This window comes from Catellatospora paridis (genome assembly GCF_009720365.1).
GTDB lineage: Bacteria > Actinomycetota > Actinomycetes > Mycobacteriales > Micromonosporaceae > Catellatospora > Catellatospora paridis.
The window spans coordinates 517,656-544,653 of the sequence record NZ_ML769316.1; the positions used below are offsets into that span (position 1 = coordinate 517,656).

26 protein-coding genes are annotated in these 26,998 nt (G+C 71.1%); 15 read left to right on the plus strand and 11 right to left on the minus strand.

Annotated elements, in window-relative coordinates:
* The first annotated feature begins 129 nt into the window (after window positions 1-129).
* The gene (locus tag F9C41_RS17870; protein WP_155387928.1) at window positions 130-297 is read left to right on the plus strand and encodes a hypothetical protein; all 168 of its coding nucleotides are present in this window, start codon (window positions 130-132) and stop codon (window positions 295-297) included.
* A 94-nt stretch (window positions 298-391) separates the two neighbouring features.
* Here the strand turns inward: F9C41_RS17870 and F9C41_RS17875 are convergent, their stop codons facing one another.
* A complete protein-coding gene (locus F9C41_RS17875; protein ID WP_155387929.1) occupies window positions 392-1,030 on the minus strand; it encodes an N-acetylmuramoyl-L-alanine amidase in 639 nt (212 codons plus the stop codon).
* A 218-nt stretch (window positions 1,031-1,248) separates the two neighbouring features.
* Entirely contained in the window at window positions 1,249-1,995 is a 747-nt protein-coding gene (locus F9C41_RS17880) for a winged helix-turn-helix transcriptional regulator (RefSeq protein ID WP_230689700.1), read from the minus strand.
* 472 nt (window positions 1,996-2,467) lie between these two features.
* Between F9C41_RS17880 and F9C41_RS17885 the strand changes: the two genes are divergently transcribed.
* Window positions 2,468-4,393, plus strand: a complete 1,926-nt coding sequence (locus tag F9C41_RS17885) for a toprim domain-containing protein (protein WP_155387930.1) — start codon at window positions 2,468-2,470, stop codon at window positions 4,391-4,393.
* Between the two features lie 8 nt (window positions 4,394-4,401).
* Here the strand turns inward: F9C41_RS17885 and F9C41_RS17890 are convergent, their stop codons facing one another.
* Both F9C41_RS17890 and F9C41_RS17895 read right to left on the minus strand, forming a co-directional pair.
* The gene (locus tag F9C41_RS17890; RefSeq protein WP_196279823.1) at window positions 4,402-4,728 is read right to left on the minus strand and encodes a DUF3040 domain-containing protein; all 327 of its coding nucleotides are present in this window, start codon (window positions 4,726-4,728) and stop codon (window positions 4,402-4,404) included.
* Window positions 4,729-5,060: 332 nt separating this feature from the next.
* Window positions 5,061-5,621: a superoxide dismutase family protein gene (locus tag F9C41_RS17895; protein WP_155387932.1), complete on the minus strand. Its 561-nt coding sequence runs from the start codon at window positions 5,619-5,621 to the stop codon at window positions 5,061-5,063.
* Between the two features lie 188 nt (window positions 5,622-5,809).
* Here F9C41_RS17895 and F9C41_RS17900 point away from each other — a divergent pair, with 188 nt between their 5' ends.
* The 7 genes from F9C41_RS17900 to F9C41_RS17930 all read left to right on the plus strand — a co-directional run bounded on the left by F9C41_RS17900 (window position 5,810) and on the right by F9C41_RS17930 (window position 12,423).
* Window positions 5,810-6,016, plus strand: coding sequence for a hypothetical protein (locus tag F9C41_RS17900; RefSeq protein WP_155387933.1), 207 nt, complete (start codon window positions 5,810-5,812; stop codon window positions 6,014-6,016).
* Window positions 6,009-7,226: a cupin domain-containing protein gene (locus F9C41_RS17905; RefSeq protein ID WP_230689701.1), complete on the plus strand. Its 1,218-nt coding sequence runs from the start codon at window positions 6,009-6,011 to the stop codon at window positions 7,224-7,226. The genes F9C41_RS17900 and F9C41_RS17905 overlap by 8 nt, the downstream gene beginning before the upstream one ends.
* An 85-nt stretch (window positions 7,227-7,311) precedes the next feature.
* On the plus strand, window positions 7,312-7,584 hold the full coding sequence (locus F9C41_RS17910; protein ID WP_155387935.1) for a dsRBD fold-containing protein: 273 nt from the start codon (window positions 7,312-7,314) through the stop codon (window positions 7,582-7,584).
* 204 nt (window positions 7,585-7,788) lie between these two features.
* Window positions 7,789-9,255 carry a phytoene desaturase family protein gene (locus F9C41_RS17915; protein ID WP_155387936.1) on the plus strand — a complete coding sequence of 489 codons (1,467 nt, stop codon included), beginning with the start codon at window positions 7,789-7,791 and terminating at the stop codon, window positions 9,253-9,255.
* 1 nt (window position 9,256) lies between these two features.
* Entirely contained in the window at window positions 9,257-10,690 is a 1,434-nt protein-coding gene (locus tag F9C41_RS17920; RefSeq protein ID WP_155387937.1) for a lipase maturation factor family protein, read from the plus strand.
* Between the two features lie 168 nt (window positions 10,691-10,858).
* On the plus strand, window positions 10,859-11,191 hold the full coding sequence (locus tag F9C41_RS17925) for a YciI family protein (RefSeq protein ID WP_155387938.1): 333 nt from the start codon (window positions 10,859-10,861) through the stop codon (window positions 11,189-11,191).
* Window positions 11,188-12,423: an RNA polymerase sigma factor gene (locus tag F9C41_RS17930; protein ID WP_155387939.1), complete on the plus strand. Its 1,236-nt coding sequence runs from the start codon at window positions 11,188-11,190 to the stop codon at window positions 12,421-12,423. The genes F9C41_RS17925 and F9C41_RS17930 overlap by 4 nt, the downstream gene beginning before the upstream one ends.
* On the opposite strand, the gene F9C41_RS17935 is transcribed toward F9C41_RS17930, so the two are convergent.
* Window positions 12,420-12,599 (minus strand): hypothetical protein, encoded by a 180-nt coding sequence (locus F9C41_RS17935; protein WP_155387940.1) that lies wholly within the window; start codon window positions 12,597-12,599, stop codon window positions 12,420-12,422. The two genes, F9C41_RS17930 and F9C41_RS17935, sit on opposite strands and share 4 nt — an antisense overlap.
* Window positions 12,600-12,801: 202 nt before the next feature.
* Between F9C41_RS17935 and F9C41_RS17940 the strand changes: the two genes are divergently transcribed.
* The gene (locus F9C41_RS17940; RefSeq protein WP_155387941.1) at window positions 12,802-13,416 is read left to right on the plus strand and encodes a hypothetical protein; all 615 of its coding nucleotides are present in this window, start codon (window positions 12,802-12,804) and stop codon (window positions 13,414-13,416) included.
* 59 nt (window positions 13,417-13,475) lie between these two features.
* On the opposite strand, the gene pgi is transcribed toward F9C41_RS17940, so the two are convergent.
* Window positions 13,476-15,104, minus strand: coding sequence for a glucose-6-phosphate isomerase (gene pgi, locus F9C41_RS17945; RefSeq protein ID WP_155387942.1), 1,629 nt, complete (start codon window positions 15,102-15,104; stop codon window positions 13,476-13,478).
* A 258-nt stretch (window positions 15,105-15,362) separates the two neighbouring features.
* On the opposite strand from pgi, the gene F9C41_RS17950 reads away from it, so the two are divergent.
* From F9C41_RS17950 to F9C41_RS17960, 3 genes are all read left to right on the plus strand, one after another.
* The gene (locus F9C41_RS17950) at window positions 15,363-16,121 is read left to right on the plus strand and encodes an MBL fold metallo-hydrolase (RefSeq protein WP_230689702.1); all 759 of its coding nucleotides are present in this window, start codon (window positions 15,363-15,365) and stop codon (window positions 16,119-16,121) included.
* Complete coding sequence (locus tag F9C41_RS17955) at window positions 16,109-18,151, plus strand: phage holin family protein (RefSeq protein WP_230689703.1); 2,043 nt, start codon at window positions 16,109-16,111, stop codon at window positions 18,149-18,151. The genes F9C41_RS17950 and F9C41_RS17955 overlap by 13 nt, the downstream gene beginning before the upstream one ends.
* A gap of 63 nt (window positions 18,152-18,214) precedes the next feature.
* A complete protein-coding gene (locus F9C41_RS17960; RefSeq protein ID WP_155387944.1) occupies window positions 18,215-18,691 on the plus strand; it encodes a DUF5709 domain-containing protein in 477 nt (158 codons plus the stop codon).
* A gap of 31 nt (window positions 18,692-18,722) precedes the next feature.
* Here the strand turns inward: F9C41_RS17960 and F9C41_RS17965 are convergent, their stop codons facing one another.
* Window positions 18,723-20,867 (minus strand): alpha/beta hydrolase, encoded by a 2,145-nt coding sequence (locus tag F9C41_RS17965; RefSeq protein ID WP_155387945.1) that lies wholly within the window; start codon window positions 20,865-20,867, stop codon window positions 18,723-18,725.
* A gap of 2 nt (window positions 20,868-20,869) precedes the next feature.
* The gene (gene mddA / locus F9C41_RS17970; RefSeq protein ID WP_155387946.1) at window positions 20,870-21,622 is read right to left on the minus strand and encodes a methanethiol S-methyltransferase; all 753 of its coding nucleotides are present in this window, start codon (window positions 21,620-21,622) and stop codon (window positions 20,870-20,872) included.
* Window positions 21,623-21,704: 82 nt separating this feature from the next.
* On the opposite strand from mddA, the gene F9C41_RS17975 reads away from it, so the two are divergent.
* Entirely contained in the window at window positions 21,705-22,292 is a 588-nt protein-coding gene (locus F9C41_RS17975) for a TetR/AcrR family transcriptional regulator (protein WP_230689704.1), read from the plus strand.
* Window positions 22,293-22,312: 20 nt separating this feature from the next.
* Here F9C41_RS17975 and F9C41_RS17980 read toward each other — a convergent pair whose 3' ends face one another.
* Complete coding sequence (locus F9C41_RS17980) at window positions 22,313-22,630, minus strand: hypothetical protein (RefSeq protein WP_155387947.1); 318 nt, start codon at window positions 22,628-22,630, stop codon at window positions 22,313-22,315.
* A gap of 123 nt (window positions 22,631-22,753) precedes the next feature.
* A complete protein-coding gene (rox, locus tag F9C41_RS17985; RefSeq protein WP_155387948.1) occupies window positions 22,754-24,178 on the minus strand; it encodes a rifampin monooxygenase in 1,425 nt (474 codons plus the stop codon).
* Between the two features lie 359 nt (window positions 24,179-24,537).
* Here rox and F9C41_RS17990 point away from each other — a divergent pair, with 359 nt between their 5' ends.
* Window positions 24,538-25,464, plus strand: coding sequence for an inositol monophosphatase family protein (locus F9C41_RS17990; RefSeq protein WP_155387949.1), 927 nt, complete (start codon window positions 24,538-24,540; stop codon window positions 25,462-25,464).
* 110 nt (window positions 25,465-25,574) lie between these two features.
* Here the strand turns inward: F9C41_RS17990 and F9C41_RS17995 are convergent, their stop codons facing one another.
* Window positions 25,575-26,750: a glycoside hydrolase family 12 protein gene (locus F9C41_RS17995; RefSeq protein ID WP_155387950.1), complete on the minus strand. Its 1,176-nt coding sequence runs from the start codon at window positions 26,748-26,750 to the stop codon at window positions 25,575-25,577.
* Window positions 26,751-26,998: the final 248 nt, after the last annotated feature.

The window sequence follows — 26,998 nt, forward strand, 5'->3', positions numbered from 1 at the left end:
CCGGGAGGGTCCGTTATGTTCTTTTCGACCTTAACAGCCGCGCGGCGGCCACGCGGCGGGTGCCGACAATCGCCAACGCCGTCGCGGCGGCATGGTCGCGGCCTATGCTGCGGTGACAGGGGGTGTGGCATGCCTGGGAGTGGTGCGCAGGGCAACGGGATGTCGGTCGGCACCCGACTGGCGATCTTCACCGTGCTCGCGGGCGCGACCGCGGCCGGAGTCGCCGGCGCGCTGCGCCGCCGCCACCGCCGCGACACCGTCATCGCCGAGAAGGATCTCGGACCCAAGAGCCGCTGACGTATGGGCCATCAGCCGCCGAGGACCGGGTTTCCGGTCCTCGGCGGGCTCGGTTCGGGCCGTCGTGCCGGCGCGGGGTGGCGGACGGGACGCGTCAGATGCCCAGGAAGGCCGCGATGCCCCTGGCGTGGCCGCGGGCGGTGGCCGTGATGAAGTCGGCGCGCTTGAGCAGATTGGCGTTGGCCACGGTGTCGATGAACAGATTCTCGGTGAGCACCGCGGGCATGTTGCTCTCGCGAAGCACGTGGAGGTCGGCGCTCTTCTGCCCGCGGTCGGTGACCGACCCGATCGAACGCATCCCGGACAGCACATTGGAGTGGACGAGGTTCTGCAGGCGGACCGTGGTGGATCCCACGCCCGGGTATCGGTAGCTTTCGAATCCGCTGCCGCCGCCGGCGTTGATGTGGATGCTGACGAAGATCGTGGCGCCCCACGCATTGGCGTCGTCGGTGCGGTAGGCGAGGCTGCGCGTGACATCGGTGGTGCGCGACAGGCGCACGTCGACGTTCCAGCTCGCCTTCAGGATGTCGCGCGTCTGCAACGCGATGTTGAGGGTCAGCGTCTTCTCCTGCAGGCCGTTGGCGACCGCGCCGGGGTCGGTGCCGCCGTGGCCGGGATCGATGTAGACCTTGGGGACCGCGGCGAATGCGGGGCTGGCCGCGAAGGGCGCCACCGCCAGACCCGCAGCCGCGGCGAGCAGGGTGCGGCGGCGCGCGCCGGAGTTGCCGATCATGTGTGCGCCTCTCGTGGGGGAGCGAGGGGGACCGTGACGGCAAGAACATAGCGCATATAGATGTATCTATGAAGATGTCTTGCAAAGTTTTTCTGATGTCCGGTCTTTTCCTTCACCCGCCCCTCCCCCGGCACGGTTGCACCGCAAAGCGTCAGGCCGCCGGATCACTTGGGATCCAGCGGCCTGACGAGAGTTGGGTGACGATCCGGGCTGGGGTGTCAGCCGGCCAGGTTGAGGTCGACCAGGAGCGCGTCGGCGAGGCTCGACTCGACGTTGTCAGAGAACTGCGGGCGCGACGACGGGAGCACGAACTTGTAGCCGACCTGGCGCACGGTGCCGATCATGGCTTCGTACTCGGAGCCGAGCTTGGCGCGCAGGCGCCGCACGTGCACGTCCACCGTGCGGGTGCCGCCGAAGTAGTCGTAGCCCCACACCTCGCGCAGCAGCTGGTCGCGGGTGAACACCCGGCCCGGGTGCTGGGCCAGGAACTTCAGCAGCTCGAACTCCTTGTAGGTGAGATCGAGGTGCCGTCCCTTGAGCTTCGCCGCGTACGTGTCGGGGTCGATGGTCAGCTCGCCACCACGGATCACGCCGCCGGCAGCCGCGGTCGCGGAGTGCAGACGCCCGGTCGACACCCGCAGCCGGGCCTCGACCTCGGCGGGACCGGCCGCGGCGAGGATGACGTCGTCGACGCCCCAGTCCGCGTTGATCGCGACCAGGCCGGCCTCGGTGACCACCGCGATCAGCGGCACGCCGATGCCGGTCGCGTGCAGCATCCGGCAGGTGGCCCGGGCCTCGGACAGTTCGGTACGCGCATCGACCAGGACCGCGTCCGGGGTGGGCGCCGACACCAGCGTGCGCACGTCGCGCGGTGCGGTGCGCACGGTGTGCGGCAGCAGGTCGATCGCGGGCAGGACGGCCGATGGTTCACCGGCACGTGCCGTCACCAGGAGAAGGATTTCCACGGTTCGCCTCCGTCGTTCGCGGTTCGCACCGAACGGGCGTCCGCTGCACGCACCGGCACAAGCCGATGGCGCGGGGGATGCGGTGCCGCGTCGGTCCCGGCGTCTCTGACGGGTGATTAAGGCATGAGCATAGTCGAGGACGCGGTAAAGGCCAGTGATTGATTTCTTTGTCACTACTGTCTTTGCGCGGGTATTCCCGGCAGTTTTCCAGCATGTTTCCGGACCGGGCGCAGCGCCCGAACCCGCAGCCCGGCGCAGCGCCGCACCGGCGGCCCGAGTGGGGCCGCAGACCGGACGCCGCGAAGCATTCGCTTTCCGGCCGCACTCTTTCGCCATTGGACACACACCGCTCCCCTGGGTCGGCCGTCCTGTGCCCGCCGAGCACGGCTCGGACTGTCGGACCCAGCGCCTAACCTCGATATGCCGGCCCTGGACCGACACCACCAGGATCCGGCAGGCGGGCAGGTGAAGCATGACCACTCGGACGCACCCGGGCAACCGCGCCATGCTCCACGCCACCATGCTCACCCTGCGTCTGGCGGTCGCCGACCTCACCGGCACGCAGGGCTGGACCCGCCTGCTCGACGTCGCGGCCCGCCACCCCGGCCGCAGTGTCGATGACGTCCTGCTGATCGCACGCCAGTGCCCTGACGCCACCGAACTGGCCACCTACGACCAGTGGCGGGCACGAGGCGTCCACGTCCGCCGTGGCGAACGCGGCCTGGCGCTGCTGCAACCGCTGGACGACACGGGCAGCGCCTTCGACGTCGTCAAAGTCTTCGACATCACGCAGACCAATGCCGCGCCCTCACCGCGGCAGCCCAAGCATGATCTCGTGCCGGTGGTGGCCGCCCTGGCGGCGCTGGCCCACCGCGCCGGGCTGACCGTGAAGCTGCGCCAGGGACTGGCGGCCGCGGCCCGCGCCGACGGCGACCGGCTCGACCTGGCCGCGAACCTGCCGATCTCCGCGACCGCCGGTCACCTGGTCCACCACCTGGCGCAACGCATGCTGCCCGCGGGCCCGGCCCGCCACGTGCAGGCCGCCGGCATAGCCCAGATCATCGCGCGGCGATTCGGTCTGCAGCCGCCCGACGCCGCCCTGCCCGAGCCCCGCCGCTGGGCCGAGACACTGGACCCGGCAGCCCCCGACCAAGCCGTCGTGGACTGCGCCGCGGCGATCATCAGCGCTGCCGACAAGCTCACCGGCCGCCTGCGGCACGCCCTCCACCGGCCCGCGGCGGCCGCACCGATGCCGAGCCGTCCCGCTCGGATTCCGGCGCAGCGCCGACCGGACCGAGCGGCAGCCGCCGCACCGGGCGCGCAAACCACAGACCGGGCCGCGCTGTACGCCGCCAACGCCGCCGCCGCCGCGTTCTTCAACGCGCACCTGCCCGCAAGCCGTGCCGCAGCCGCCTACCTGCGGTCGCGAGGCATCGCCACCGCCGTCGGCGCCGAAAGCAGCTGGCAGCTCGGCGTCGCCCCGCCCGGCGGCGACGCCCTTCTGCGGCATCTCCGCGCACTCGGCTTCGCCGCCCGGGTCCTGCTCGACGCCGGCCTGGTCGCCGCGAGCCGGCTGCACGACGGCGGCCTGTACGACCTGTTCCGCGACCGGCTGATGTTCCCCATCCACGCCCCCGACGGGCAGATCGCCGGGTTCACCGGCCGGGACCTGTCCGAACGCAGCAAGGCCAAGTTCTACAACACCCCCGCGACGGCGATCTTCCGCAAGAGCGAGCTGCTCTACGGCCTCGTACCGCAGCTGCGGCAGCAGGGCGTGCCGACGCAGTTCGTCGTCGTCGAAGGGCCCACCGACGCCATCGCCGCGCACCTGGCCTACGCCGGGCTGGCCCGCGATGGCGTCACCACCGTCGCCGTCGCCCCCTGCGGCACCGCGTTCACCGCAGCCCAGCTCGCGCTGCTCGCCGCCAACGCCGGACCCGACACCTCACTGATCATGTCGTTCGACGCCGACAATGCCGGCGCCAGAGCCCTGGACCGGGCCTACCCGCTGGCCGTCACCTGGCCGCACGGCCGAGTCCTGGGCACCGGACCCGCCGCGTTCAAGGACATCGCCGCGCTGCTGGCTGCCCGCGGCGCCGACGAGGCATTGCTCGACCTGCTCGCCGCCGAACGGCCGCTGCCACTGCTCGGCGCAGAACGTGCACTGGCCAAGGCGTTCCCCGAGGGATTCCACGCCGACTGGCCGGAAGCTCGGGTCCGCGCCGACCGGACCGTCGCCCCGTACCTGCTCGACGCGGTGCGCCACGGTGACGTCGACCTGCTGCTGCAGTCGGCGGCAGCGCAGCTGGGCATCGCACCGCATCAACTCAGCCAAGGCGTGGTCCAGCACTTCGGAACGGCCGAGCTGTCCCCGGACCCCGCTCCGAAGCGGCCGTAGACCCGCGATCAGGCCGGGACGTCCCGGGGACCCCGACGACCGTTGCGGGTGACGCCCGGCTGCAGCGCGCACCGCCGAGCGGCGGTGCCCGCACCCACCGCCGCGAACAGGGCGACCAGCCCGCCGCCCAGCCACCCCACCAGCAGCAGGACGACCGCCAGCACGACCGCGGCCACGGCCAGCGCGAAACCGAGCCGCGCCGCGCTCCGCCTGCGGTATTCGACCGGCGGGCAGACGACACCCGTGCTCAAGCCCACCACGAAAGCCGGGTCGCCCACGCGGGTCTGCTCGGCCAGCCCGTCAAGAAGTGCCTGTTCCTCCGGACGCAGCGACACCGCACCCACCTCCTCCTGTGCCCACCTCCTACCCAGCACACACGCTCGCCTACCGCTCGCGAACCGCCGATATCCGCCACCGGCCGGGCTGCGCTAGATGCGAACCCCGGTTTGGCCCCAGCCCCCTGCGGGGTACGGCACAAGCATCGTCAGCAGGAGGCAGAAATGTCGACCATCACCGACCCTCGCGATCCCGTGCAGCCCATGCCTGCACCGGAACCGCCCCAGCCCGCTCCCCCGCCCACACCTCCGCCGCCGGCGCCGTCACCCATCCCGCCGGTCCCACCGCCGCCCATGTGACCGACAACGGCCCGGCCCGCGAATCGGTGGGATCAGGGAAGGTTGACGCAAGCCAGCCGTGCGCCGGCCATACCGGCATGGCCGGCGGCGGTCTGCGTCGCCTCGGCATGGATGATCAGCGACCGTGGCGGGTTCTGCTCGTTGAACGGCCACTGATGGGTCGCGGAGCTCTGCGCGCTGCCGTCCGCGCCGGTGGTGAAGTCGAGCCACACCTCGTTGGTCGCGTTGGCGTACGCGGGGTCGGTGGACGGTTTCTCCGGCGTGGCTGCCGGGTCGCTCGTGTGCTGGTAGTGCGGCCCGGCGGCGGCGCCGTCGGGCCCGCAGGGCCGCTGGTGCAGGTGCGCGCCGTAGGCCCGATCCGGAACGAGTCCGGTCAGCCGGAGGGTGACCTTCGGCGTGGTCGCGGCATCGGCGATCGCCAGCCGCACGGTCGCTCCGGTCGGCACCACCGCCGGATCGTAGGTGACGGCCGCCGCATCGGGCGTATAGGTGCTGAACGACGCCTCCACCTGCGGCGCAGGTGTGGGCTGCACGGCGAACGCGGCGAGCGCCAGTGCGGCGGGCAGTGTCGCGGCGCGCATGACGGACCTCATGCCGTCCCCCTCTCCGATCGGGCTGTGCCCCGGTCCGCCCTCGGCAGTACCCCGCGACCCGGATTCGGGAAACGTGCCGGCGGCTTCGACAGCGTCACCGCCGTTGCCGGCCACCTCGCGGTCCACGTTTAGTCCGTCCGGAAGGTGGAAAAGATCAGGTTGTTGGGCGGACCACCAGGAGGAGCGGTATGAGCATCAACGACGACGACCTGACGACCACGGGCGCAGCCGGGGCCGAAGGCCCGGACGACGCCGGCGCCGACGAGCGGGTCGACCCGGCTGAGCACGACGGCGGAGCCGACGGGGGCGCGGACCTGGAGGGCCCCCTGGACGCCGGCGCCGACGACGCGGTCGACTCGGCTGAGCACGACGGCGGAGCCGACGGCGGTGCCTGACCCGTTCGACCACGGCGCAGCGTCCGGCCTTGACGGGTCGGCGCTGCGCCGCTGCGTGGGAGACCCGGCGGAGTTCGAGCGCACCCACTGGGGCCTGCGGCCACTGTTACGCCGCGCCGACCGCCACGACGACCTGTTCGACCTCGCCGCCGTCGATGAGCTGCTCAGCGAACGCGGCCTGCGCACCCCGTTCCTGCGTATCGCCAACGCCGGTGCCGTCGTGCCCGCGAAGAGCTTCACGGGCGGGGCAGGACTGGGCGCCGAGGTGTCCGACCAGATCCGCGACGACAAGGTCCTCGAACAGCTCGCCGCGGGTGCAACGTTGATCTTCCAGGGGCTGCACCGGATCTGGCCGCCGTTGCAGTCCTTCTGCCTCGACCTGGCCCGCGAGCTGGGCTGCGCCGTGCAGGCCAACGCCTACCTCACCCCCGCCGGGAACCAGGGATTCGCCACCCACTACGACACCCACGACGTGTTCGTGCTGCAGGTCGCCGGTGTCAAGCACTGGCAGGTGCACGAGCCCGTGCACCCCGACCCGCTGGAGCGCCAGACCTGGGGCGGACACGCCGACGAGGTCGCCGCATGCGCCACCGGCGACCCGTACCTCGACCACGTGCTCGACGAGGGCGACGTGCTGTATCTACCCCGCGGCTGGCTGCACGCCGCTGCCGCCGTCGACCGCACCAGCCTGCACGTCACCCTCGGGCTGCGCCGGCCCACCCGGTACAGCATCGTCGAGGCGCTGCTCGGCCTCGCCGCCGAGGATCCGCGGCTGCGCGCCGGCCTGCCCCTGGGCCTGGACCTGACCGACCCGGTCGCCCTCGCACCCCATCTGGCCGCCACGGTGCAGGCACTGCAGGACTTCGCCGACAAGGCCGACGCCGAAAACGTCGCCCGCCGACTGCGACCCGGCCAGTGGACCGCGCACCGACCCGGTCCGGTCCGCCCCTTGGCGCAGGCCGCGTTCGCCGACACGCTCACTGCCGACAGCCGGGTCCAACCGCGGCCCGGTCAACGCCTCGCTCTCGGCCAGGGACGGCTGGAGCTCGCCGACCGGACCGTCGGCTTCCCGCCCGCATGCGACGACGCCGTGCAGACGCTGCTCGCCGGACCCGCCGTACGCGTCGGCGACCTGCCCGGCCTCGACGAGCAGTCACAACTCGTGCTCGTGCGGCGCCTGCTGCGCGAAGCCGTCGTCATCCCCGCCTGAGCCGCCGAGCGAAGCCGACGTGTTCGTGCCAGCCGGGCGAACACACCCGAGGGAGAATGAAAAGGGATGCCACGGGAGGTGGACGATGGCGAACAAGACGCGCTGGACCATCGATCTGGACATCGAAGAGGTCCAGGAGGAGCGGTGCACACGGGCGACGGCGAGGCTGCGCCGCGACGGGACGAGCCTGGAAAGCACGGGCACCGCCCACCGCCATCCCCGCGACCTGGACCTGGCACGCGTCGGCGACGATCTTGCGGCCGCTCGGGCCCTGGTCGAACTCGCCAGCTTGCTGCAGACCGACGCGGCCCAGGTCCTGGAGAAGTTCGGCGCGGCCCCGCCTGCACCGACCGTCTGAGCTCCACCTGAGCGGGTGCCCCGACACCGGTGGGGACAGAAAGCCCAAAGCCGCCGGCGGACTTCGGATGGTGTTGATCCGGAACTCACCGCCTAGCCGGCATCGCAGCGGGCCCGGCGGGGCGCAGCTCGGAGGTGTGGCCGGGCCGCCAACCGGGTACGCAGCACGTCGAACGTTCGTGCTCCGCACAGGACGGCAGGTGCCATGGCTGGTGGCGGTGTGGACGGCGTCGACGCGGTCGTGGTGGGCGCCGGACCGAACGGGCTCGCCGCGGCGGTGACCCTCGCCAGGGCCGGCCTGCGGGTGAGCGTCTTCGAGGCCGCCGACACCGTGGGCGGCGGCGCCCGCACCGAGCAGCTGACCCTGCCGGGCTTCCGGCACGACCCGTGCTCGGCGGTGCACCCGCTGGGAGCGGGCTCGCCCGTGCTGCGGTCCTGGCCGCTGGACCGTCACGGCCTGCAGTGGCTACAGCCGGAGGTGGCGCTGGCCCATCCGTTCCCGGACGGCACGGCCGCAATCCTGACCCGTTCCGTGGCACAGACCGCCGCCTCGCTGAACATCGACGCGGCGCAGTACCGGCGGCTGGTCCGGCCGTTCCTGGGCCGGTGGGACCAGCTGGCTCCGGATGTGCTGCGCCCCCCGCTGGGCGCGCCGCCCCACCACCCGCTGCTGCTCGCCCGTTTCGGCATACCCGCGGCGCTCCCGGCCGCGGTCCTGCTGCGGCTGTTCCACGGTCCGCTCGCGCGGGCCTTGCTGGCCGGGCTGGCGGCGCACACGACCTCGCCGCTGAGCTCGCCAGGCACCAGCGGTGTCGCGCTGACGTTCGCGCTGGCGGCGCACGCCGTCGGCTGGCCAATGGCGCGCGGCGGGTCCCAGTCCATCTCCGACGCCCTCGCGGCCTACCTGCGGGAACTGGGCGGGCAGGTGTACACCGGACACCCGGTCACGAGCCTGGACGAGCTGCCGCGGGCGCAGGCGTACCTGCTCGACGTCGTGCCGCAGCACCTCGCCGACCTGGCGGGCGCCCGGCTGCCGGAGCGTTACCGCGAACGGCTGCGCCGCACCCGGCCCGGCCCGGCCGTCTTCAAGATCGATTATGCGCTGTCGGGACCGGTGCCATGGACGTCACCGGCCTGCCGCCAGGCGGGCACCGTGCACCTCGGCCCGTACGACGCCGACATCGGCGCGGCGCTGCAAGCAGTGCACCGCGGCGCCGCGCCCGACCCGCCGTTCCTGATCACGGCCCAGCCCAGCCTCTGCGACCCGACGCGCGCCCCGGCCGGTTCCCACGTGTTCTGGGTGTACGCCCACGTGCCCAACGGCTGGACCGGCGACCTCACCCCCGCGATCGAGGCGCAGCTGGAACGGTTCGCACCGGGCTTTCGCGACCTGGTGCTCGCCCGAGCCGTCGCCGGACCCGCGGAGATCCAGCGGCGCAACCTCAACTACCTCGGCGGCGACATCGCCGGCGGCAGCTGCGAAGGCCTGCGCCTGCTGTTCCGGCCGAACTTCGCACCGGTCCCCTACGCCACCCCGGACCCGGCCGTGTTCCTGTGCTCGGCATCCACCCCACCCGGACCCGGCGTACACGGCATGTGCGGCTTCCACGCCGCCCGGGTGGCGCTGCGCAGAGTCTTCGGCATAAGGGTGCCGGGTCCCACGGAGTGCTGACATGGACTGGTTCACCGCATCCGAGTACTGGTGGAGCCGGCTGCTGTTCCAGCGCGGCCTCGCCGCCGTCTACCTCCTCGCGTTCCTGGTGGCCGCCAACCAGTTCCGGGCGCTGCTCGGCGAGCACGGCCTCACCCCGGTGCCGCGGTTCCTCGCCCGCACCCCGTGGCGGCGCGCGCCGAGCATCTTCTACCTGCACTACTCCGACCGACTGTCGACCGGGGTCGCATGGACGGGGGTCGCGGTGTCCGCCGCGCTGCTCGTCGGCGTCGGCGACGCGGTGCCGCTGTGGACCGCGATGGCGATGTGGCTGCTGCTCTGGCTGCTGTATCTGTCGATCGTCAACGTCGGCCAGCTGTGGTACGGATTCGGCTGGGAGAGCCTGCTGCTGGAGGCCGGCTTCCTGGCGATCTTCCTCGGCAACGCCCGGGCCGGCCCGCCGGTCGTCATGCTCTGGCTGCTGCGCTGGCTGCTGTTCCGGCTCGAATTCGGCGCCGGGCTCATCAAGATTCGCGGTGACCGCTGCTGGCGCGACCTGACCTGCCTGTACTACCACCACCAGACGCAGCCCATGCCCGGCCCGCTGAGCTGGTGGTTCCACCACCTGCCGCGCCCGCTGCACCGCGCGGAGGTGGCCGCCAACCACGTCACCCAGCTCGTAGTCCCGTTCGGGCTGTTCCTGCCGCAGCCGGTCGCGAGCGGGGCCGCCGCGATCATCATCGTCACCCAGCTGTGGCTGGTCGCATCGGGCAACTTCTCCTGGCTGAACTGGATCGCGATCATCCTGGCCGTCTCGGCGCTGGACCTCTCCCCACTGCTCGGCACCGGCACGGCCGCGACCGGACCACCCTGGTACCACGTGGTCGTGCTCGCCGCCGCGGCGCTGGTGATCGTGCTCAGCTACCGGCCCGCCCGCAACCTGGTCTCGCGACACCAGCTGATGAACTTCAGCTTCGAACCGCTGCACCTGGTCAACACCTACGGCGCGTTCGGCAGCGTCACCAAGGTCCGCCACGAGATCGTCATCGAGGGCACCGACGAGTCGAGCCTCGGCCCGCACACGGTCTGGCGGGAGTACGGCTTCAAGGGCAAACCCGGCGATCCCCGCCGGCTGCCGCGCCAGTTCGCGCCGTACCACCTGCGCCTGGACTGGCTGATGTGGTTCGCCGCGATGTCCCCGCTGTACGCCCACCCGTGGCTGCTCGACCTGGTCGGCCGCCTGCTCACCGGCGACCACGCGCTGCTGCGGCTGCTGCGCGGCAACCCGTTCCCCGACCAGCCGCCGACCTACGTACGGGCGCTGCTCTACCGCTACCGGTTCACCACGCGCGCCGAGCGGCGCGCCACCGGCGCCTGGTGGCACCGCACCCTCGTCGACGAGTACCTGCCACCCATGGCACTCAAGCACAGCGTGCGTTCCCCGCACGGACCCTGACACGGCATGAACCCGGCTTCGGCGCACCATGCGTTCCGTCCGTACCGTGGCGTAGCAGACTCCTCGAAGAAATCTCGACGGAGTGTGTCGGACCGGGGCAGCGGCGTTCGTAGCAGAGGTGAGAGGCCGCTGGAGGCAGCGGCCGCACCACGACAGGAGATGATCCCGATGGCGCAGTACCTGGTTTCCGTGCTGTTCGACTCGAACGACCTCGCCACCGACGAGGAGATGGCCGCGATCGACGTCTTCAACGAGCAGCTTCAGGCGAACGGCCACTGGGTGTTCGCCGGAGGCCTCGCCTCGCCCGACACGGCCACGGTCATCGACGGCCGGGACGGGCAGCCGGTGTTCACCGACGGGCCGTACCTGGAGTCGAAGGAGCACGTCGCCGGCTTCTGGATCATCGAGGCCCCCGACCTCGACGTGGCGCTCCGGCTCGCCGCCCAGGGGTCCAAGAGCTGCAACCGCCGGGTCGAGCTCCGGCCGTTCCTGGGCGAATGACCGACGTCGGCGAGCTGATCGCCCGGACCCACCGCGCCGAGTGGGCCCGGGTGGTCGCCACCCTGGCCAGGCGCTTCGGGGACCTCGACATCGCCGAGGAGATGGCCGCCGAGGCGTTCGCGACCGCCGTCGAGCGCTGGCCGCTCGACGGTGTCCCGCCGAACCCCGGCGCGTGGCTGACCACCACCGCCCACCGCAGGGCCATCGACCGGATCCGACGCGAGGCCAGGCGCGAGGAGAAGCACCGGGAGGCGCTGATGCTGTCCGACACCCCCGAACCGCTCGGCGCCATCGACGACGACCGGCTCCGCCTGGTCTTCACCTGCTGCCACCCGGCACTGGCCATGGAGACGCGGGTCGCGCTGACCCTGCGTTTGGTCGGCGGGCTCACCGTGCCCGAGATCGCCCACGCGTTCCTGGTCCAGGAGACCGCGATGGGTCAGCGGATCACCCGCGCGAAGGCCAAGATCAAGGCAGCGCGGATCCCGTATCGCGTGCCGTCGCGCGAGGACCTCCCGGCCCGGGTCACCGGGGTGCTCGCCGTCCTCTACCTGATCTTCAACGAGGGTTACCTGGCCTCGGACCCCGGACAGGATGCGGTCCGCGGCGACCTGACCGCCGAGGCGATCCGGCTGACCCGGCTGGTCCGTGCCCTGCTGCCGGCCGACGGCGAGGTCGCCGGACTCCTCGCGCTGATGCTGCTCACCGAGGCCCGCCGGGCCGCGCGGGTGTCGACGAGCGGTGAGCTCGTCACCCTCGGCGAGCAGGACCGCGGCGCCTGGGACCGCGAGCTGATCGCCGAGGGCCACGCCCTGGTCCGCGCGCGCCTCGCCACCGGCCAGGCGCCGGGGCGCTACCAGATCCTCGCCGCGATCAATGCCGTGCACACCGATGCCCGCGACCTGCGCGACACCGACTGGTCGCAGGTCGTCGCGTTGTACGACCAGCTGGTCCGCCTCGATCCCTCGCCGATCGTGCGGCTCAACCGGGCGATCGCGGTCGCCGAACTCGACGGTCCGGAGGTCGCCCTGGCGGAGGTCGATCGGCTGCCGTTGGAGGGCTATCACGCCTTCCACGCCACCCGCGCCGACCTGCTGCGCCGGCTAGGCCGCAGCGTGCAGTCACGGGCGGCGTACGACCGGGCCATCGGGCTGGCCGGCAACACCGCCGAGACGGCGTATCTCATCCGCCGCCGCGGCCAGCTGACCGATCTCCCGCCGACGGGCCGCTAGCACCGGACGTTCGGGTCGGCGCCGACGTAGTTCAACGGGCCGGCGAGGGCCGTGGCGGTGATGGTGGTGACACGGTCGCAGTCGGCAGGGGCCCCGGTGAAGTAGTCGCGCTGCGCCGCGGCCGCCACCCCGGCGATCAGCCACAGCACGAGACCCACCAGGACGATCCGGCGCATTCGCCACCTCCACGACCAGGCTATGCGATCAGTCGTGCCCGGCGGTCTCAGCTGGCGAACTCCGGCTCGACCGGAACGGGCGTTGCGGTGGCCCGCGTTTCGGCGATGGCGTCCGCGGGTACACGTTGGAGCCGTGCAGTGCTGATTCCTCGCGGAGAGGGCGATCATGAAAGCAGGTTTGCGAGCGCTGGTGGGAGCCGCCGTGCTCCTCCTGCTCGTCGGGGTGCTCGGATCGGCCGGTGCCACGGCCGCGAGTCCGTCCGGCGACCAGGCCAAAGCCGAGCTGTGGACGGCGATGGGCACGCAGTGGTCCAACGACGCCAGGTATACGCGGGAGCACTACGTCGCCGCGATTCTGGGCGCGGCCCACCCCGACGCGGCGGCTGCCGCGGCCGCCAGGCTGATGAAGAACCAGGCGGACATAGGCCAGGTCTTCGCCACCTACTACGGCAAGGAGACGGGCGAGAAGATCACCAGCCTGCTCTCGGCGCAGACGGGGATCGCCACCGAGGCGGTCGCCGCGGCCAAGGCCGGCGACAAGGCCGGACTCGCCGACGCCGACGACAGATGGCACCAGAGCATCGGCGAGCTGGCGAAGGTCCTCAGCGCGGCGAATCCTGAGCACTTCCCGTACGACAAGACCCTTCAGCTGCTCAATCAGAACCAGACCCTGCTCAGCACCGCGGTGACCAGCTTCGTCGGCGGCGACTACCCGCGCAGCATCGCCGACAACGAAGCCTATTACCAGCAGGTGCAGGCGCTGGTCGGCTATTTCGGAAACGGCATCGTTGCGCAGTTCCCCGACAGGTTCAAGTAGTTCCCGGCCGTCCGAGACCGGACAGCCCCGCCGCATGGTTGCGGCGGGGCCACTTGCTGCTATCCCTTGAGGCGCCGGTAGCGGCGGATGAGTGCGTTCGTCGACGAGTCGTGGTTCAGGTCCGGCTCGGTGCTGCTGGTGAGCTCGGGCGCGATCTGGGCCGCGAGCTGCTTGCCGAGCTCCACCCCCCACTGGTCGAAGGAGTCGACGCCCCAGATCGTGCCCTGGGTGAAGACGATGTGCTCGTAGAGGGCGACGAGGCCGCCGAGCAGGCGGGGCGTCAGCTTCTCGGCGAGCAGCACGTTGGTGGGGCGGTTGCCCTGCATCACCCGGTGCGGCACGACGTCGGCAGCCGTGCCCTCGGCCCGCACCTCGTCCTCGGTCTTGCCGAACGCCAGCGCCTGGGCCTGGGCGAAGACGTTGGACAGCAGGATGTCGTGGTGGTCGCCCAGAGGGTTCAGGCTCGTGCCGAACCCGATGAAGTCGACCGGGATCAGCCGGGTGCCCTGGTGGATCAGCTGGTAGAAGCTGTGCTGGCCGTTCGTGCCCGGCTCGCCCCAGTAGACGGCACCGGTGTCGTAGTCGACGGGGTCGCCGCCCAGGGTCACGTGCTTGCCGTTGGACTCCATCGTCAACTGCTGCAGGTAGGCGGGGAACCGCTTCAGGTACTGCTCATAGGGCAGCACGGCGACCGTCTGCGCGCCGAAGAAGTTCGAATACCAGACACCCAGCAGGCCCATCAGCACCGGCAGGTTCTCCGGCAGCGGCGCACCGCGGAAGTGCTCGTCCATCTCGTGGAAGCCCGCGAGCAGGTCGTGGAACTGCTCCGGCCCGACCGCGACCATCGTCGACAGCCCGATCGCGGAGTCCATCGAGTAGCGCCCACCGACCCAGTCCCAGAAGCCGAACATGTTCGCGGTGTCGATGCCGAACTCCGCGACCCGCTCGGCGTTGGTCGAGACCGCCACGAAGTGCTTCGCGATCGCGTCCGGCGTGCCCAGCCGGGACACGAGCCAGTCGCGGGCCGAGTGGGCGTTGGTGAGGGTCTCCAGGGTGCCGAAGGTCTTGGACGAGATGACGAACAGGGTCTCGTCGGCGGACAGGTCGCGGGTGGCCTCGACGAAGTCGGTGGCGTCGACGTTGGACACGAACCGGAACGTCAGGTCCCGGTCGGTGTAGTGGCGCAGCGCCTCGTACGCCATGACCGGCCCCAGATCCGAGCCGCCGATGCCGATGTTGACGACGTTCCTGATCCGCTTCCCGGTGTGGCCCTTCCACTCGCCGGAGCGGACCCGCCGCGCGAAGTCGGCCATCCGGTCCAGCACCTCGTGGACCTGCGCGACGACGTCGACGCCGTCGACGACCAGGGCAGCGCCCTTCGGCATGCGCAGCGCGACGTGCAGGACCGAGCGGTGCTCCGAAACGTTGATCGGCTCGCCCCGGAACATCGCGTCGCGGTGCTCGGCCAGCCCGGACTCCTCGGCCAGGCGCACCAGCAGCCGCACCGTCTCGTCGGTGATCAGATTCTTCGAGTAGTCGAGGTAGAGCCCGGCCGCCTCGGCGGTCAGCCGCTCACCGCGCTCCGGGTCGGTGGCGAACAGCTCGCGCAGGGTGCGCCCGGCCAGCTCGGCGCGGTGCGACTCCAGCGCCTTCCAGGCGGCACGGTCTCGAAGGGGGACGGTCGGCATCGCTGTTCCTCTGGTCGGCTCTGTGGCGGACGCGTTTCGCGCCCCTGGGGACACGTTAAGCCCTCTATCAGCCGCGTCGCGAAGGTCCCCGGGATTAGCGTCAGCCTCGCGGCCACCGGACGCCGCGCACCAGCACGACGGCAGCCGACGCCGCGTCCGCGGGGACGCGGTGGCGGCGCAATGCCGGATTCCGGCCCGGCACGCCGGGGGCGGTGCGACATTCGAGGGGCATCCTGTCGCTTGCCGGAAGGGCTCCGCGTGTCGTCCTCACTGGTGTTCCTGGGCCACTCGACGGTGCTGCTCGACCTAGACGGCGTCCGGGTGCTCACCGACCCCGTGCTGCGCCGGCGGCTGACCTTCCTGCGCCGGGTCGTCGCACCGGTATCGCCTGGCGATCACGCCGGCGTCGACGTCGTCGTGCTGTCCCATCTGCACCACGACCACTGCGACCCGGCCTCGCTGGCCCTGCTCGACCGTGACGTCTGCCTGGTCGCGCCCGACGGGGCCGGCGACTTCCTCCGCCGGCGCGGGTTCCGGCGGATCGTCACGCTGCAGGTCGGCGAGTCCCACACCGTCGGCGCGGTGACCATCACCGCGACCCCGGCGGTGCACGACGGCCGCCGGGAGCCGTTCGGTCCCCGGGCCGCCGCCGTCGGCTACCTCGTCGGCTCCGCGCGGACCGTCGCCTACTTCGCCGGCGACACCGACCTGTTCCCCGGGATGCGCGAGCTGTGCCCCGACCTCGACGTGGCCCTGATCCCGGTCTGGGGCTGGGGACCCAACCTCGGGCCCGGTCACCTGAACCCGCAGCGTGCCGCCGAAGCCGTCGCCAGGCTGCGCCCACGCCGTGCCGTGCCCGTCCACTGGGGCACGCTGTTCCCGTACGGCCTGAAGCTGTTCTATGCCGACCGGCTCCGGGAGCCGCCCCGCGCCTTCGCCGCCGCCGTCGCGGCCCGCGAGCTGCCCACCGAGGTTCGGGTGCTGGCCCCGGGCAGTGGGCTGACGTGGCAGCCCTGAGCGCTTGGCGGCCGTGGGCGCGGCTGCGCACGGCGGTCCCGGTGCTGCTGCTCGACTGGGCGGCGCTGAGCATCGCGATCGCCGTCGTGCCGGGGCTGTCCGCGAGCACCGGGTGGGACGTGCTGCTGGCCGCGGCGCTGCTGGCGATCGCCGCGGCGGTGCTGCGGCCGCTGCTGGCCGCGTTCGCCGCCCGGCTCGGCTGGGCCGGTGTCGTGGCGGGATGGTTGTCGATCCAGGCGGTGCTCGTCTACCTGGCCCTGTCGCTGGCCCCGCACATTCAGGTGAGCGGCTTCTGGCCGGCGTTCTGGGCCTCGTGGATCTACTCGATCCTGGTCAGCGCCGGGATGTGGGTGGTCACCGCGGGCGACGACTCGGCCGTACTGGCACACCTGCTGCGGACCACCAAAAAGACCCGCAGCCAGGCCCTCACCACGGCGGTCCCCGGCGTCGTGATGATCCAGATCGACGGGCTGTCGGCGCCGCTGGCCCGCTGGGCGATCCAGGCGGGCAACCTGCCGACGCTGACCCGGTGGATCCGTTCCGGCAGCCACTGCCTCGTCGAATGGCACGCGCAGCTGCCCGCGACGACACCGGCCAGCCAGGCGGGACTGCTGCACGGGGCCAGCGGGCAGGTGCCCGCCTTCCGCTGGCTGGAGAAGGAGACCGGCCGCCTGGTCGTCACCAACCACCCCAGGGACGCCGAGTACGTCGAGCGGGGCTTCTCCGACGGCCGGGGCCTGCTCGCCGACGGCGGGGTGAGCCTGAGCAACGTGTTCTCCGGCGATGCGCCGGTCAGCCTGCTGACCATGAGCACGGTGGCCCGCAAGGGCGCACGGCGCGGCCCGACCCGGGAGGTCAGCGCCTATCTGGTCGATCCGTTCGGGCTGACCCGCTCGCTGGTGCTGACAGCCGGGGAGATGGTCAAGGAGGTGTTCCAGGCCCGGCGGCAGCGGGCCCGCGACATCGAACCGCGGGTGCATCGCGCCGCGTCCTACGTGGCGCTGCGCGGCGTGACCAACGTGCTGCTACGCGACCTCAACCTGAACCTGGCGGCCGAGCACATGATGCGGGGCGCGCCGGCGATCTACTGCGATCTCGTCGACTACGACGAGATCGCCCACCACGCGGGGCCGACCCGGGCCGAGTCGCTGGCCTCGCTGGACGGCACCGACTGGGTGCTGGGCACGCTGGAGAAGCTCGCCGCGAGCGCGCCACGCCCGTACCACCTCGTCGTCCTTTCCGATCACGGGCAGAGCCAGGGCGCGACGTTCCTCCAGCGGTACGGGATGACGCTGGAGGCCCTGGTCCGGCGGCTGATGTCGCCGGACGGCCCGGACGTGGCCACCGCGCCGGACAACGAGCAGTGGGGCCGGGTCCGGGCCCTGCTCACCGAGGTCAGCGGCGAGCAGAGGGTCGTCGGCAAGCTGACCGACAGCGTGCTGCGGGAGCCGCCTTCTCCCGGACCGCCGCAGGGCGCGGACCTGGTCGTCGTCGCGTCCGGCAACCTGGGCATGGTGTATCTCGCCCGGGAACGCCGCCGGCTGACGCTGGAGGAGATCGAGGCCCGGCACCCGAATCTGCTGACCGGCCTGGTCACCCACCCGGGCGTCGGGTTCGCGATGGTCCGGTCGAGCGCCCGCGGGCCGGTCGTGCTCGGCCGCGACGGCGTCCGCTGTCTCGCCGACGGCCGGATCGACGGCACGGATCCACTGACCGGATTCGGTCCGCACGCCGCCGACGACCTCCGACGGCACGACACCCTGCCCCACGTCGGCGACATCGTGCTCAACAGCCTGCTGGACCCCGCGACCGGCGAGGTGGCGGCGTTCGAGGAGCTGGTCGGCTGCCACGGCGGGCTGGGCGGATGGCAGACCCGGCCGGTGCTGATCCACCCGGCCGGCTGGACGGCATCGACGTCGCTCATCGGCGCGGACGCGGTGCACCGGCAGCTGGTGGGCTGGCTGGAGGACCTCGGCCTGCGGTCGCGGCGGGCGCGCGTTGCGGATCCGGCCGGTCGGGAGGAGGGTTGATCGGGACCGCTTGAGCGTTATGCTGGCATTTGACCGGCCGCACCGGAGGGAGCCGGAGGAGCGATGAGCCAGGACAGCGAGCAGGGCGACAGGATCGACGACCTCGGCCAGTGGGATGAGATCGAGGACGAAGGGGTGCTCGACGCCTCGGACACCCTCGACGGCGATCCGGTCACCGATCCCCTCGACACGGGCGTGGTGGCGGCCGACCGCTGGTCCGGCGCCAACCGCTTCGGCACGACACCGGCCGAGGCGCTGGCCGGCGAGACCTTGGACCAGCTGTTGGCCGAGGAGGAGCCGGACATCGACCCGTACGCCGAGACGGTCGACGACGACGAGGACGAGCTGATCCGGCGCGGCTACGAGCGCGAGCCGCGCGCCGGCCGGCTCATGGCCGACGATCAGGGCTTCGGTGAGGACGAGCAGGCCGACTCGGTGGCCTGGGACGTCGGCATCGACGGCGGCGGCGCCAGCGCCGAGGAGGCCGCGATGCACGTGGTGGACGATCCCGACGGACCGGGAGACGGCCCGCTGGACTGAGACCGGGCCCGGCGTGCGGCGATCGGCCCTGTCAGAGCAGTTCCGCCAGCAGGTGGGCGGCGCGCGCCGCGCCGTCGCGCTCCACCGGCCGGTAGTCGACCTCGCGCCCGATCTCGGCCGCGATGGCCTTGGCGAGGACCTCCGGCGTCAGATCCTCGTAGTCGAGGCGACGTCCGGCGCCATACCGCTCGAGCCGGTGCGCCACGTGGAAGTTCTGCTCGAAGTGGTGGCGCAGCGGTATGTAGATGAAGGGACGGCCGGCGGCGGTCAGCTCCATGCACGTGGTCAGGCCGCCCTGGACCACCGCCAGGTCGCTCGCGGCCAGGTGCCGGTGCAGGTCCGGCACGAAGGCCCGCACGTCGAGGCCCGGCCGGGAGTCGACCACTGACGGGTCGATGCGGGGGCCGGTGACGACGAGCATCCGCAGTCCCGGCACGAGCCTGGCCGCCTCCCCGTAGGACTCCACCACCCGGCGCAGCAGGTGGTGGCCGACCCCGGAGCCGCCCACGGTCACCACGCATACCCGCTCGTCAGGCCGGTAGCCCAGTTCGGCGCGCAGCGCCTGCCGGTCGGCGACCGTGCCGGGATCGAATCCGGTGACGTACCCGGCGAAGTCGTAGTGCTCCCGGGTCCACTCCCGGATCATCGGCAGATCCGGGCCGAACCGCTCGTCCACCACGTCGTCGGGGTTGCCGACGAAGATCGCCCGGTCCCTGATCCGCGGATACCGGGCGATGTGCTCGATCATCTCGGCGTTGTAGTCGGCGGTGACCAGCGCCTCGCGCGGCCCGGCGTCCGGCATCGGCAGGAACCCCACGAAGTCGGTGAACCACGCGTACGCGAACCGTTTGAGTTCCGGGTTCTCGTGCAGGAAATGATCGACGTCCCAGGCCTCGTCACCGACCACGAGGTCGTAATCGGTCTCCCGCACCACGTCGTGGAACACCATGAAATTCGCCAGCAGCACCTCGTCCATGCGCCGCAGCGCCTCGAAGCAGTGCAGGTCGTGCTCGCCCGCCTCGGCCTCGATGTGCGCGGACTCGTTGGCCAGCCACCGGCTCGCCGGGTGCACCCGCTCGCCGGCCTGGTCAAGCACTTTCGTCACCGGGTGCTGCGCCAGCCAGTCGATCTCCAACTCGGGGTGGCGCTGCCGGAGTTCGGCGGCGATGGCCACGTCACGGCGGGCGTGGCCCAGGCCGATCGGCGAGCAGAGGTAGAGCACCCGCTTGCGCCGGTGCCCGAACCGCGACCACGTCCGCAGCCGCGAGGCAGGCGTCCGGAAGCGCTGGACGAAGTCGTGGATCAGCAGGTTCACCTTGACCGGGTCGCGGGCGAGCGGGAGGTGCCCGGCCCCTTCGAGGGTCACCAGCTCGCCGCCGGTCAGCTCGGCGAGGAGCCGGCTGCGGTGGATGGAGCTGATCCGGTCGTCGTCGCCGTGGATGAGCAGGACCGGGCTGGTGAGGCGCGCGCACCAGTCGGTGAGGGTCCGGTTGTCCGGCCATGGGGCGTGGCTCTTGGCGACCAGCACCTCCGGCGTGGTCTGCCGGCCCCAGCCGACGGCGTCCTCGATCTGCTTGGTGGAGTGCGGCTCACTGAAGCACTGGCCCATGAAGAACCACAGGAAGTCGTCGAAGTTCTCCTGCCAGTACTCGCGGTTGTACTTCAGCCAGTGCTCGGGCGGATCGCCGCCCAGCACCGGCACCTGCGACGGCGCGAGCACGGGCGCGGGGCCGTCGACGCGGTTGAAGGCCGATCGGGGCGAGTCCGGGGTGGCGATGGGCACCGTCGGGCCGATCAGGACGGTCCCGTGGACCCGGTCCGGATGCTCGGCGGCAAGGCCCAGTGCCCAGTTCGCGGCCATGGACAGCGCCACCGGAACGGCACGGCCGGTCCCGGTGGCGTCGAGGACCTTCAGCGCGTACGCCACCTGGGCGTCCTGCGCGTAGGCGGCCGGGTCGAGCGGGCGGTCGGAGCGGCCGTTGCCGGGGCCGTCGTAGACGACCACGCGGTGGTGCCGGGCCAGGTAGGGGACCTGCGCCTTCCAGAACCGCTTGTCGATGACGGTCCAGGTCGGCATGAGCAGGATGGTCACCTCTCCCTCACCGTGCACCTCGTAATGGATGCGCACCCCGCCGTTCTCGACGTACCCCTCGACATCCGCTTCCCGAGCCCGCATCGTCAGGCCTCCACCCGCTCGGACACGGGGCGCGCGCGGGGGATGAACCGGGGCACCTGGCGGGCGTACTCCTCGTAGGGCTCCCCCAGGCTCTTGCGCAGGTCGTGTTCCTCGAACCGCACCCCGATCAGGATGTATCCGGTGGCGGCGGCGGCGAAGAGCAGGTGACCGGCGCTCATGTCGGGCGTGGCCCAGAAGGCGATGATGAAGCCGACCATGATCGGGTGGCGGACGATCCGGTAGAGCATCGGCTGCCGGAACCCCGGCTCGGCGTAGCCGGTCTCCCTGGCCCGCGCCAGCACCTGACGTAGCCCGAACAGGTCGAAGTGCCCGATGAGGAACGTGCTGAGCACGAGCACGCCCCAGCCCAGGCCGCAGACCGTCCACAGCAGGACGCGCAGCCACGGCGTCCCGACCGACCAGACCTCCGCGGTCAGCGGCCGCCACTGCCACAGCAGCAGCCCGACGGCGAGGCTGGACAGGAGCACGAACGTGCTGCGTTCGACGGCCGCCGGGATGTAGCGGGTCCACCACCGCTTGAACCAGGGCCGGGCCATGACGCTGTGCTGGACGGCGAACACCCCGAGCAGGCCCGCGTCGACGGCCACGGCGAGCCAGGCCGGCCCGCTCGCGCCGTCGTCGACGCCCTTGGGCACCACCGCGTTGGCCAGGAAGCCGATCGTGTAGGTGATCGCCGCGAGGAACGCGGCGTAGGCGAGCCCGCCGTAGCCGAGTGCCAGTATCCGCCGGGTCATGGCATCCTCCTTATCGTTCGGTCGACCGACCGAATCAGCGGTACGTTAACATTCGGTCGATCGACCGAACAAGGGGTTAGCATTGAGCACGACATCGACGAAGATCATGGAATCGGCCCGGTCGTGCCTGCTGTCGGAGGGATACGCCAACCTGTCCACCCGCAAGGTGGCCGACCAGGCGGGCGTCTCACTCAGCCAGATCCACTACCACTTCGGCGGCAAGCAGGGCATGGTCCTCGCGCTGCTCGACCACGAGAACGCACGGCTGGTCGACCGGCAGCGACAGATGTACGCCGCGTCCGAGCCGCTGTGGAAGCGCTACGAGCAGGCGTGCGACTTCCTCGACGACGACCTGGCCTCCGGCTACGTACGCGTGCTGCAGGAGATGATCGCCGCGGGCTGGTCCGATGCCATGGTCGCGCAGCGGGTGCTCACCATGTTGCAGAGCTGGATGAACCTGCTCGAAGAGGTCGCCCGCGAAGCCGAGACCCGGATCGGCTCGCTCGGCCCCTTCACGGCCGCCGAACTCGCGGTCCTGGTGGGCACGTCGTTCCTCGGCGGCGAGGCGATGATCCTGCTGGGCGACGACGGCTGGACCGAACGGGTCCGGACGGCACTGCGCCGCGTCGGCGACCTCATCCGCGCCTGGGAGACCGAGCCGGCCACGTGACGCCGGACGGCCCGTGGCAGTCACGGGGGCGGGACGTCCATCGGCGACAGCGGAGCCGGCCCGGCGTGACCCGTCCAGAACATGTGCCAGAGCGTCCGGGGCAGCTTGCGCCAGCCCGCGGCCTTGATGGCCGTCTTCGCCGCAACCCCCGCCAGGGCCAGCCCGACGAAGCCCACGAGCCACTGCACGGACCAGATCCACAGGCGGGTGTCATCCGCGGCGTGCCCGCTCAGGCCCGCCGTCCAGATGACGACCTGGGCGATCGGCAACCAGGAGACGACGATCAGCCCGACCCCGGCCCGCAGGCGCAGAACAGCCCGGTTCACTCCTTTCAGCACCATCTGATCCTAATCGTCACGATGGCGATCGCCACGCCCACGCGACCACCGGCTGTGCACGGCTCGTTGGGTCCGGCGACCGGGCCGGTGCGGTGCCACACCGGCCCGAGCACCTGCCCGTACTCAGGCGACGGCCGCGCCGAACCAGCGAGGCAGCCGGTCGAGCAGGTCCTGCTGGTCGTCACCGACCCAGGCGACGTGCCCGTCCGGCCGCAGCAGCACAGCCGGCACGTCCAGTTCCTCGCTGACGTCGACGACGTGGTCGACCCGATCGGCCCACCCCGCGACCGAGAGCCCGCCGGTCTGGTCGAGCAGTAGCCCGCGACCGCCGTGCATCAGCGCGTACAGACGTCCGCCCTTCAGCTCGACGTCGCGCATCCGCCGGCCGAGCAGCTCGTGCCCGTCGCCGAAGTCGTACCGCACCCCGATCGCGGTGATCTTCTCGATCAGCAGCCGGTTCACCTGCTCGAAGTCCATCAACTCCGACACCAGCCGGCGCACCGCCCGCGCACCCGGCTCGGTCGACATGAGCTCCATCTGCGCCCGGGTGTTGTTCAGCACGTCGTCGGCCACCGGGTGCCGCTCGGCGTGGTAGCTCTCCAGCAGCCCTTCCGGCGCCCAGCCGTCCAGCTCGGCGGCCAGTTTCCAGCCGAGATTGAACGCGTCCTGGATCCCGAGGTTGAGGCCCTGCCCACCGGTCGGCGGGTGGATGTGCGCCGCGTCCCCGGCCAGCAGCACGCGCCCGACGTGGTAGCGCTCGGCCTGCCGGGTGGCGTCACCGAACCGCGACAGCCAGCGCGGCGAGTGCACCTCGAAGTCGGTGCCGGCGTACAGCCGCAGCTGCTGCTTGAACTCGTCCAGGGTCGGCGGCACCGAGCGGTCCTCGGCCACCCCCTCGGCCGGCACCACCACCCGGTACACCCCCTCCCCGAAGGGCCCGAGACCGAACCGCTTCTGGGTCTTGCGGACCTCGGCCACCACGGCGGCCACCTCCTCGGCCGGCACCCCCACCGCCATCTCGCCCAGCAGCGTCTCGTTCCTGGACGGCTCGCCCGGAAAGCCGACACCCAGCAGCTTGCGTACGGTGCTGCGGCCGCCGTCACACCCGACCAGATAACGCGAACGCAGCTGCGTCCCGTCGGCCAGGTCGACGCTCACCCCCTGCTCGTCCTGGCTCAACCCCACCACCTCGCAGCCACGCCGCACCTCGGTGCCGAGTTCGGCGGCGCGCTCGGCCAGTAGGTGATCGCTGACGGGCTGCGGGATGCCGAGGACGTAGCCGTGCGCGGTGTCCAGGCTGGGCGTGGGCTTGTCGATACCGGCGAAGAAGCCGCCGAGGGGATACTGCTTGCCGTTGGCGAGGAAGCGCTCCAGCAGACCCCGCTGGTCCATCACCTCGATACTGCGCACGTGCAGACCGAGCGCGCGGACGAACGCGGCCGGCTCGGCCTCCTTCTCCAGCACGAGCACCTGCACGCCGTGCAGCCGCAGCTCACAGGCCAGCATCAGCCCCGTCGGTCCGGCGCCGGCGATGATCACGTCGATCATGAACCCCCACTTTCCACCCATGTCGCAACCCGGCCAGCGGCATCGTGAAGTCCCCGGCGCACGACGTGCGCACGCGTACTCCATGAACCCCTGATCTGCACAGGTTCTGGCTTCAGCCGGACATTCTGCGGCACAACCCGGGTCTTGCGGCAAGACCCCCATTGCGGTATAAGTTAAGAGTGGCAGGGAGCGAGCGCTCTCCTGCCTTTTGTCTTACGACACGCATGTGCGCCACGTTCCGCCCGTTGGCGATGTCCGCCCGGTAGTCTGCGAACGTATATCGCCACCGTTCAGGGCCTCGCGATACGCCTCGCCGGTCAATGGTCCTCGTCTGGTCTCCGCTAGCGAGAAGGATCGCGATGGCCGGATACGAGAACATCCCCGAGCTCGGTCGCCAGCTTGCCGATGCAGTTGTCCAGGCCATGACCGATATCAGGCCGAAGCTGCTGCGGGCAGCGCTGACCGGCGACGCCGGTGAGAGCGAGAACTCCCGACACTCCGACAACTTCCTGTCCGAGCACGATCTTTGGATGCACGACCGCTATCAGGTGCTGCTGCAACAACATCTGCAAACTTTTGTGTACGCCTCGGAGGAAGCCGAGCCGCAGATCGTGGGCGTGGACCCCGACCCCGACCTCTGCCTTCTGGTCGACCCCCTGGACACCAGCGAACTGGCAGTGCGGGGCCTCAACGGCTACACGCATGTCCTGGCATACTCGCGCTCCCTTGGCCGCCCGGTCGCGGCCGTGATCGGTGACATCTTCCACCATGTCCAGCTCTACGTCGCCGCGTACGACGGGGCCGAGGATCACGCGTTCCTGATCACGGCCGCTGGCGACGTGCATCGGCTCGGCAACCGTCGCACGCGTCAGCTGACCGACTCCATAGTGACCAACTTCCTGATGAAGCCATCCGAGCGCCTTACCCGGCTGGCCCAGCAGCATCGCCTCCTGGAGGCCCTCGCTCAGCCCAACGCAGCGGGCGAGTCCAAGGGGAGGGTCGGCGTCGACTTCGGGTCAGTAGGGCTCTGTCACGTCGCAGCCGGCTTCACCGATGCCATGATCGAATTTGCGAAGGGGTTCGCGATCTGGGATCTGGCCCCCGGCCATTACGTTCTTCATGCGGCCGGGGGCACCGTGACCGACCTCGACGGCAATCCGCTTCCGCTCGACTACCGGCTTTCCCACCTCGACGACATCGCCAAAGCGATGAGCACTCGTAGAACATTCATAGCCGCGGGCACTGCCGAACTCGCGGCCGATCTCGCTCGCCTGCTCATCCGCTGACCCGACGCGCAACACGCGCCCAGGTGCGAGGTAAGACGCGGTCACCCGGATCGCGGTGTCCGCTCGGCGAACCGGGCGGACACCGCTTCATGCGGAGGGCTTGCCGGTAGTCAGCTCCACGCGATGGAGAAGCTGTTGTCCGTGAACGCGGACGAACCGCTGGTGCCGCTGATCTCGAAGCCGAACTGGGCCTCCCCGACGGTCACATCGGCCCACCAGCCCTGGGTCCGCAGCCAGTTCAGGATGGCGCGGATGTCGATCGTGCCCGAGTTCGTGTTGCTGGTGCGCAGGAACGAGAACACCGCGTTGGCGCCGTTGGAGCCCCGGTAGATGTTCCAGGTGTGCCCGCCCAGGCTGACGTTGCGGAACGCCGGCACCGCGCCGTTGGCGTCGTACTGCTCGGCGATCGGGCCGACCGCGCCGCTCCAGTTCAGCCACAGCATCACCTCGTAGGCCCAGTTGTTGGCCCAGATGTCGTACGTCGTGGAGTAGTCGCCGCTGCCGGGCACGCTCACGTTGAAGGAGCTGGTCATCGAGGATATCGAGCTGACGGTGCGGTTGACCGAGCCCTTGACGGTGTGCGGGTAGGACTTCACGCCCGACGTCCGCGGGTGGTTGGCGATCACACCCCAGCTGGTGCCGGAGCGCGCCCAAACGGTCTGCGACCCCGCGCCGGATCCCCAGATGTTGTTGTAGACGGTGTAACCGTTGTTGGTCCAGGTGTCCCACTGGCCCGATGCGCTCCACACCGCGTCCGACGGCACACCAGGCGTGCCACTGCTCGGCGACGGGGTCACCGACCGTGACGGTGACGGAGTGACCGAGCGCGACGGCGACGGCGTGACCGATCGGGTCGGGCTGGGCGAACCGGAGACGCCGCCGGTGCACGCGACGCCGTTCAGGGTGAAGCTCGTGGGCACGGGGTTGCTGCCCGTCCACGAGCCGTTGAAGCCGAACGACGTGCTCGCGCCGGTGCCCAGCGAGCCGTTGTAGTCGACGTTGCGGGCGGTGACCTGCGACCCGCTCTGCGTCAGCGCGGTGCTCCAGTACTGGGTCACCTGCTGGCCGCCCGCGAACGACCAGACGAGGGTCCAGCCGTTGATCGGGTCGCCGAGGTTGGTGACGTTGACGGAGGCGCCGAAGCCGCCCGGCCACTGGTTGCTGACGGTGTAGGCGACGCGGCAGCCGGTGGCCGCGTACGAGGGAAGTGCCGTGAGCACGCCGGTGCCGACGGCGGCCAGGACGGCCGCCGTGACGGCCGCGGCGGCGGAGGTGCGTCTGCGCATGACTGGTGACCCTTCTTGAGTCGGTCGCCGGGGTGTCCGACCGGTCGACGCGCTGGCACTGCGTGCGGCCTTGGCCCGGACCGGTGCGACCTGGCGGGATTCACCGGGGCGACGCATTTAAGTTTATCGTATTAACAAACTTAAGGGCTGACATCGACGGGGTCAACCCGGACGATGCGGGCAAGGTTGGCATTGACATCCATAACTCCCAGCCGTAACCTTCGCCAGAGGAAAGCGCTTTCCCCTAG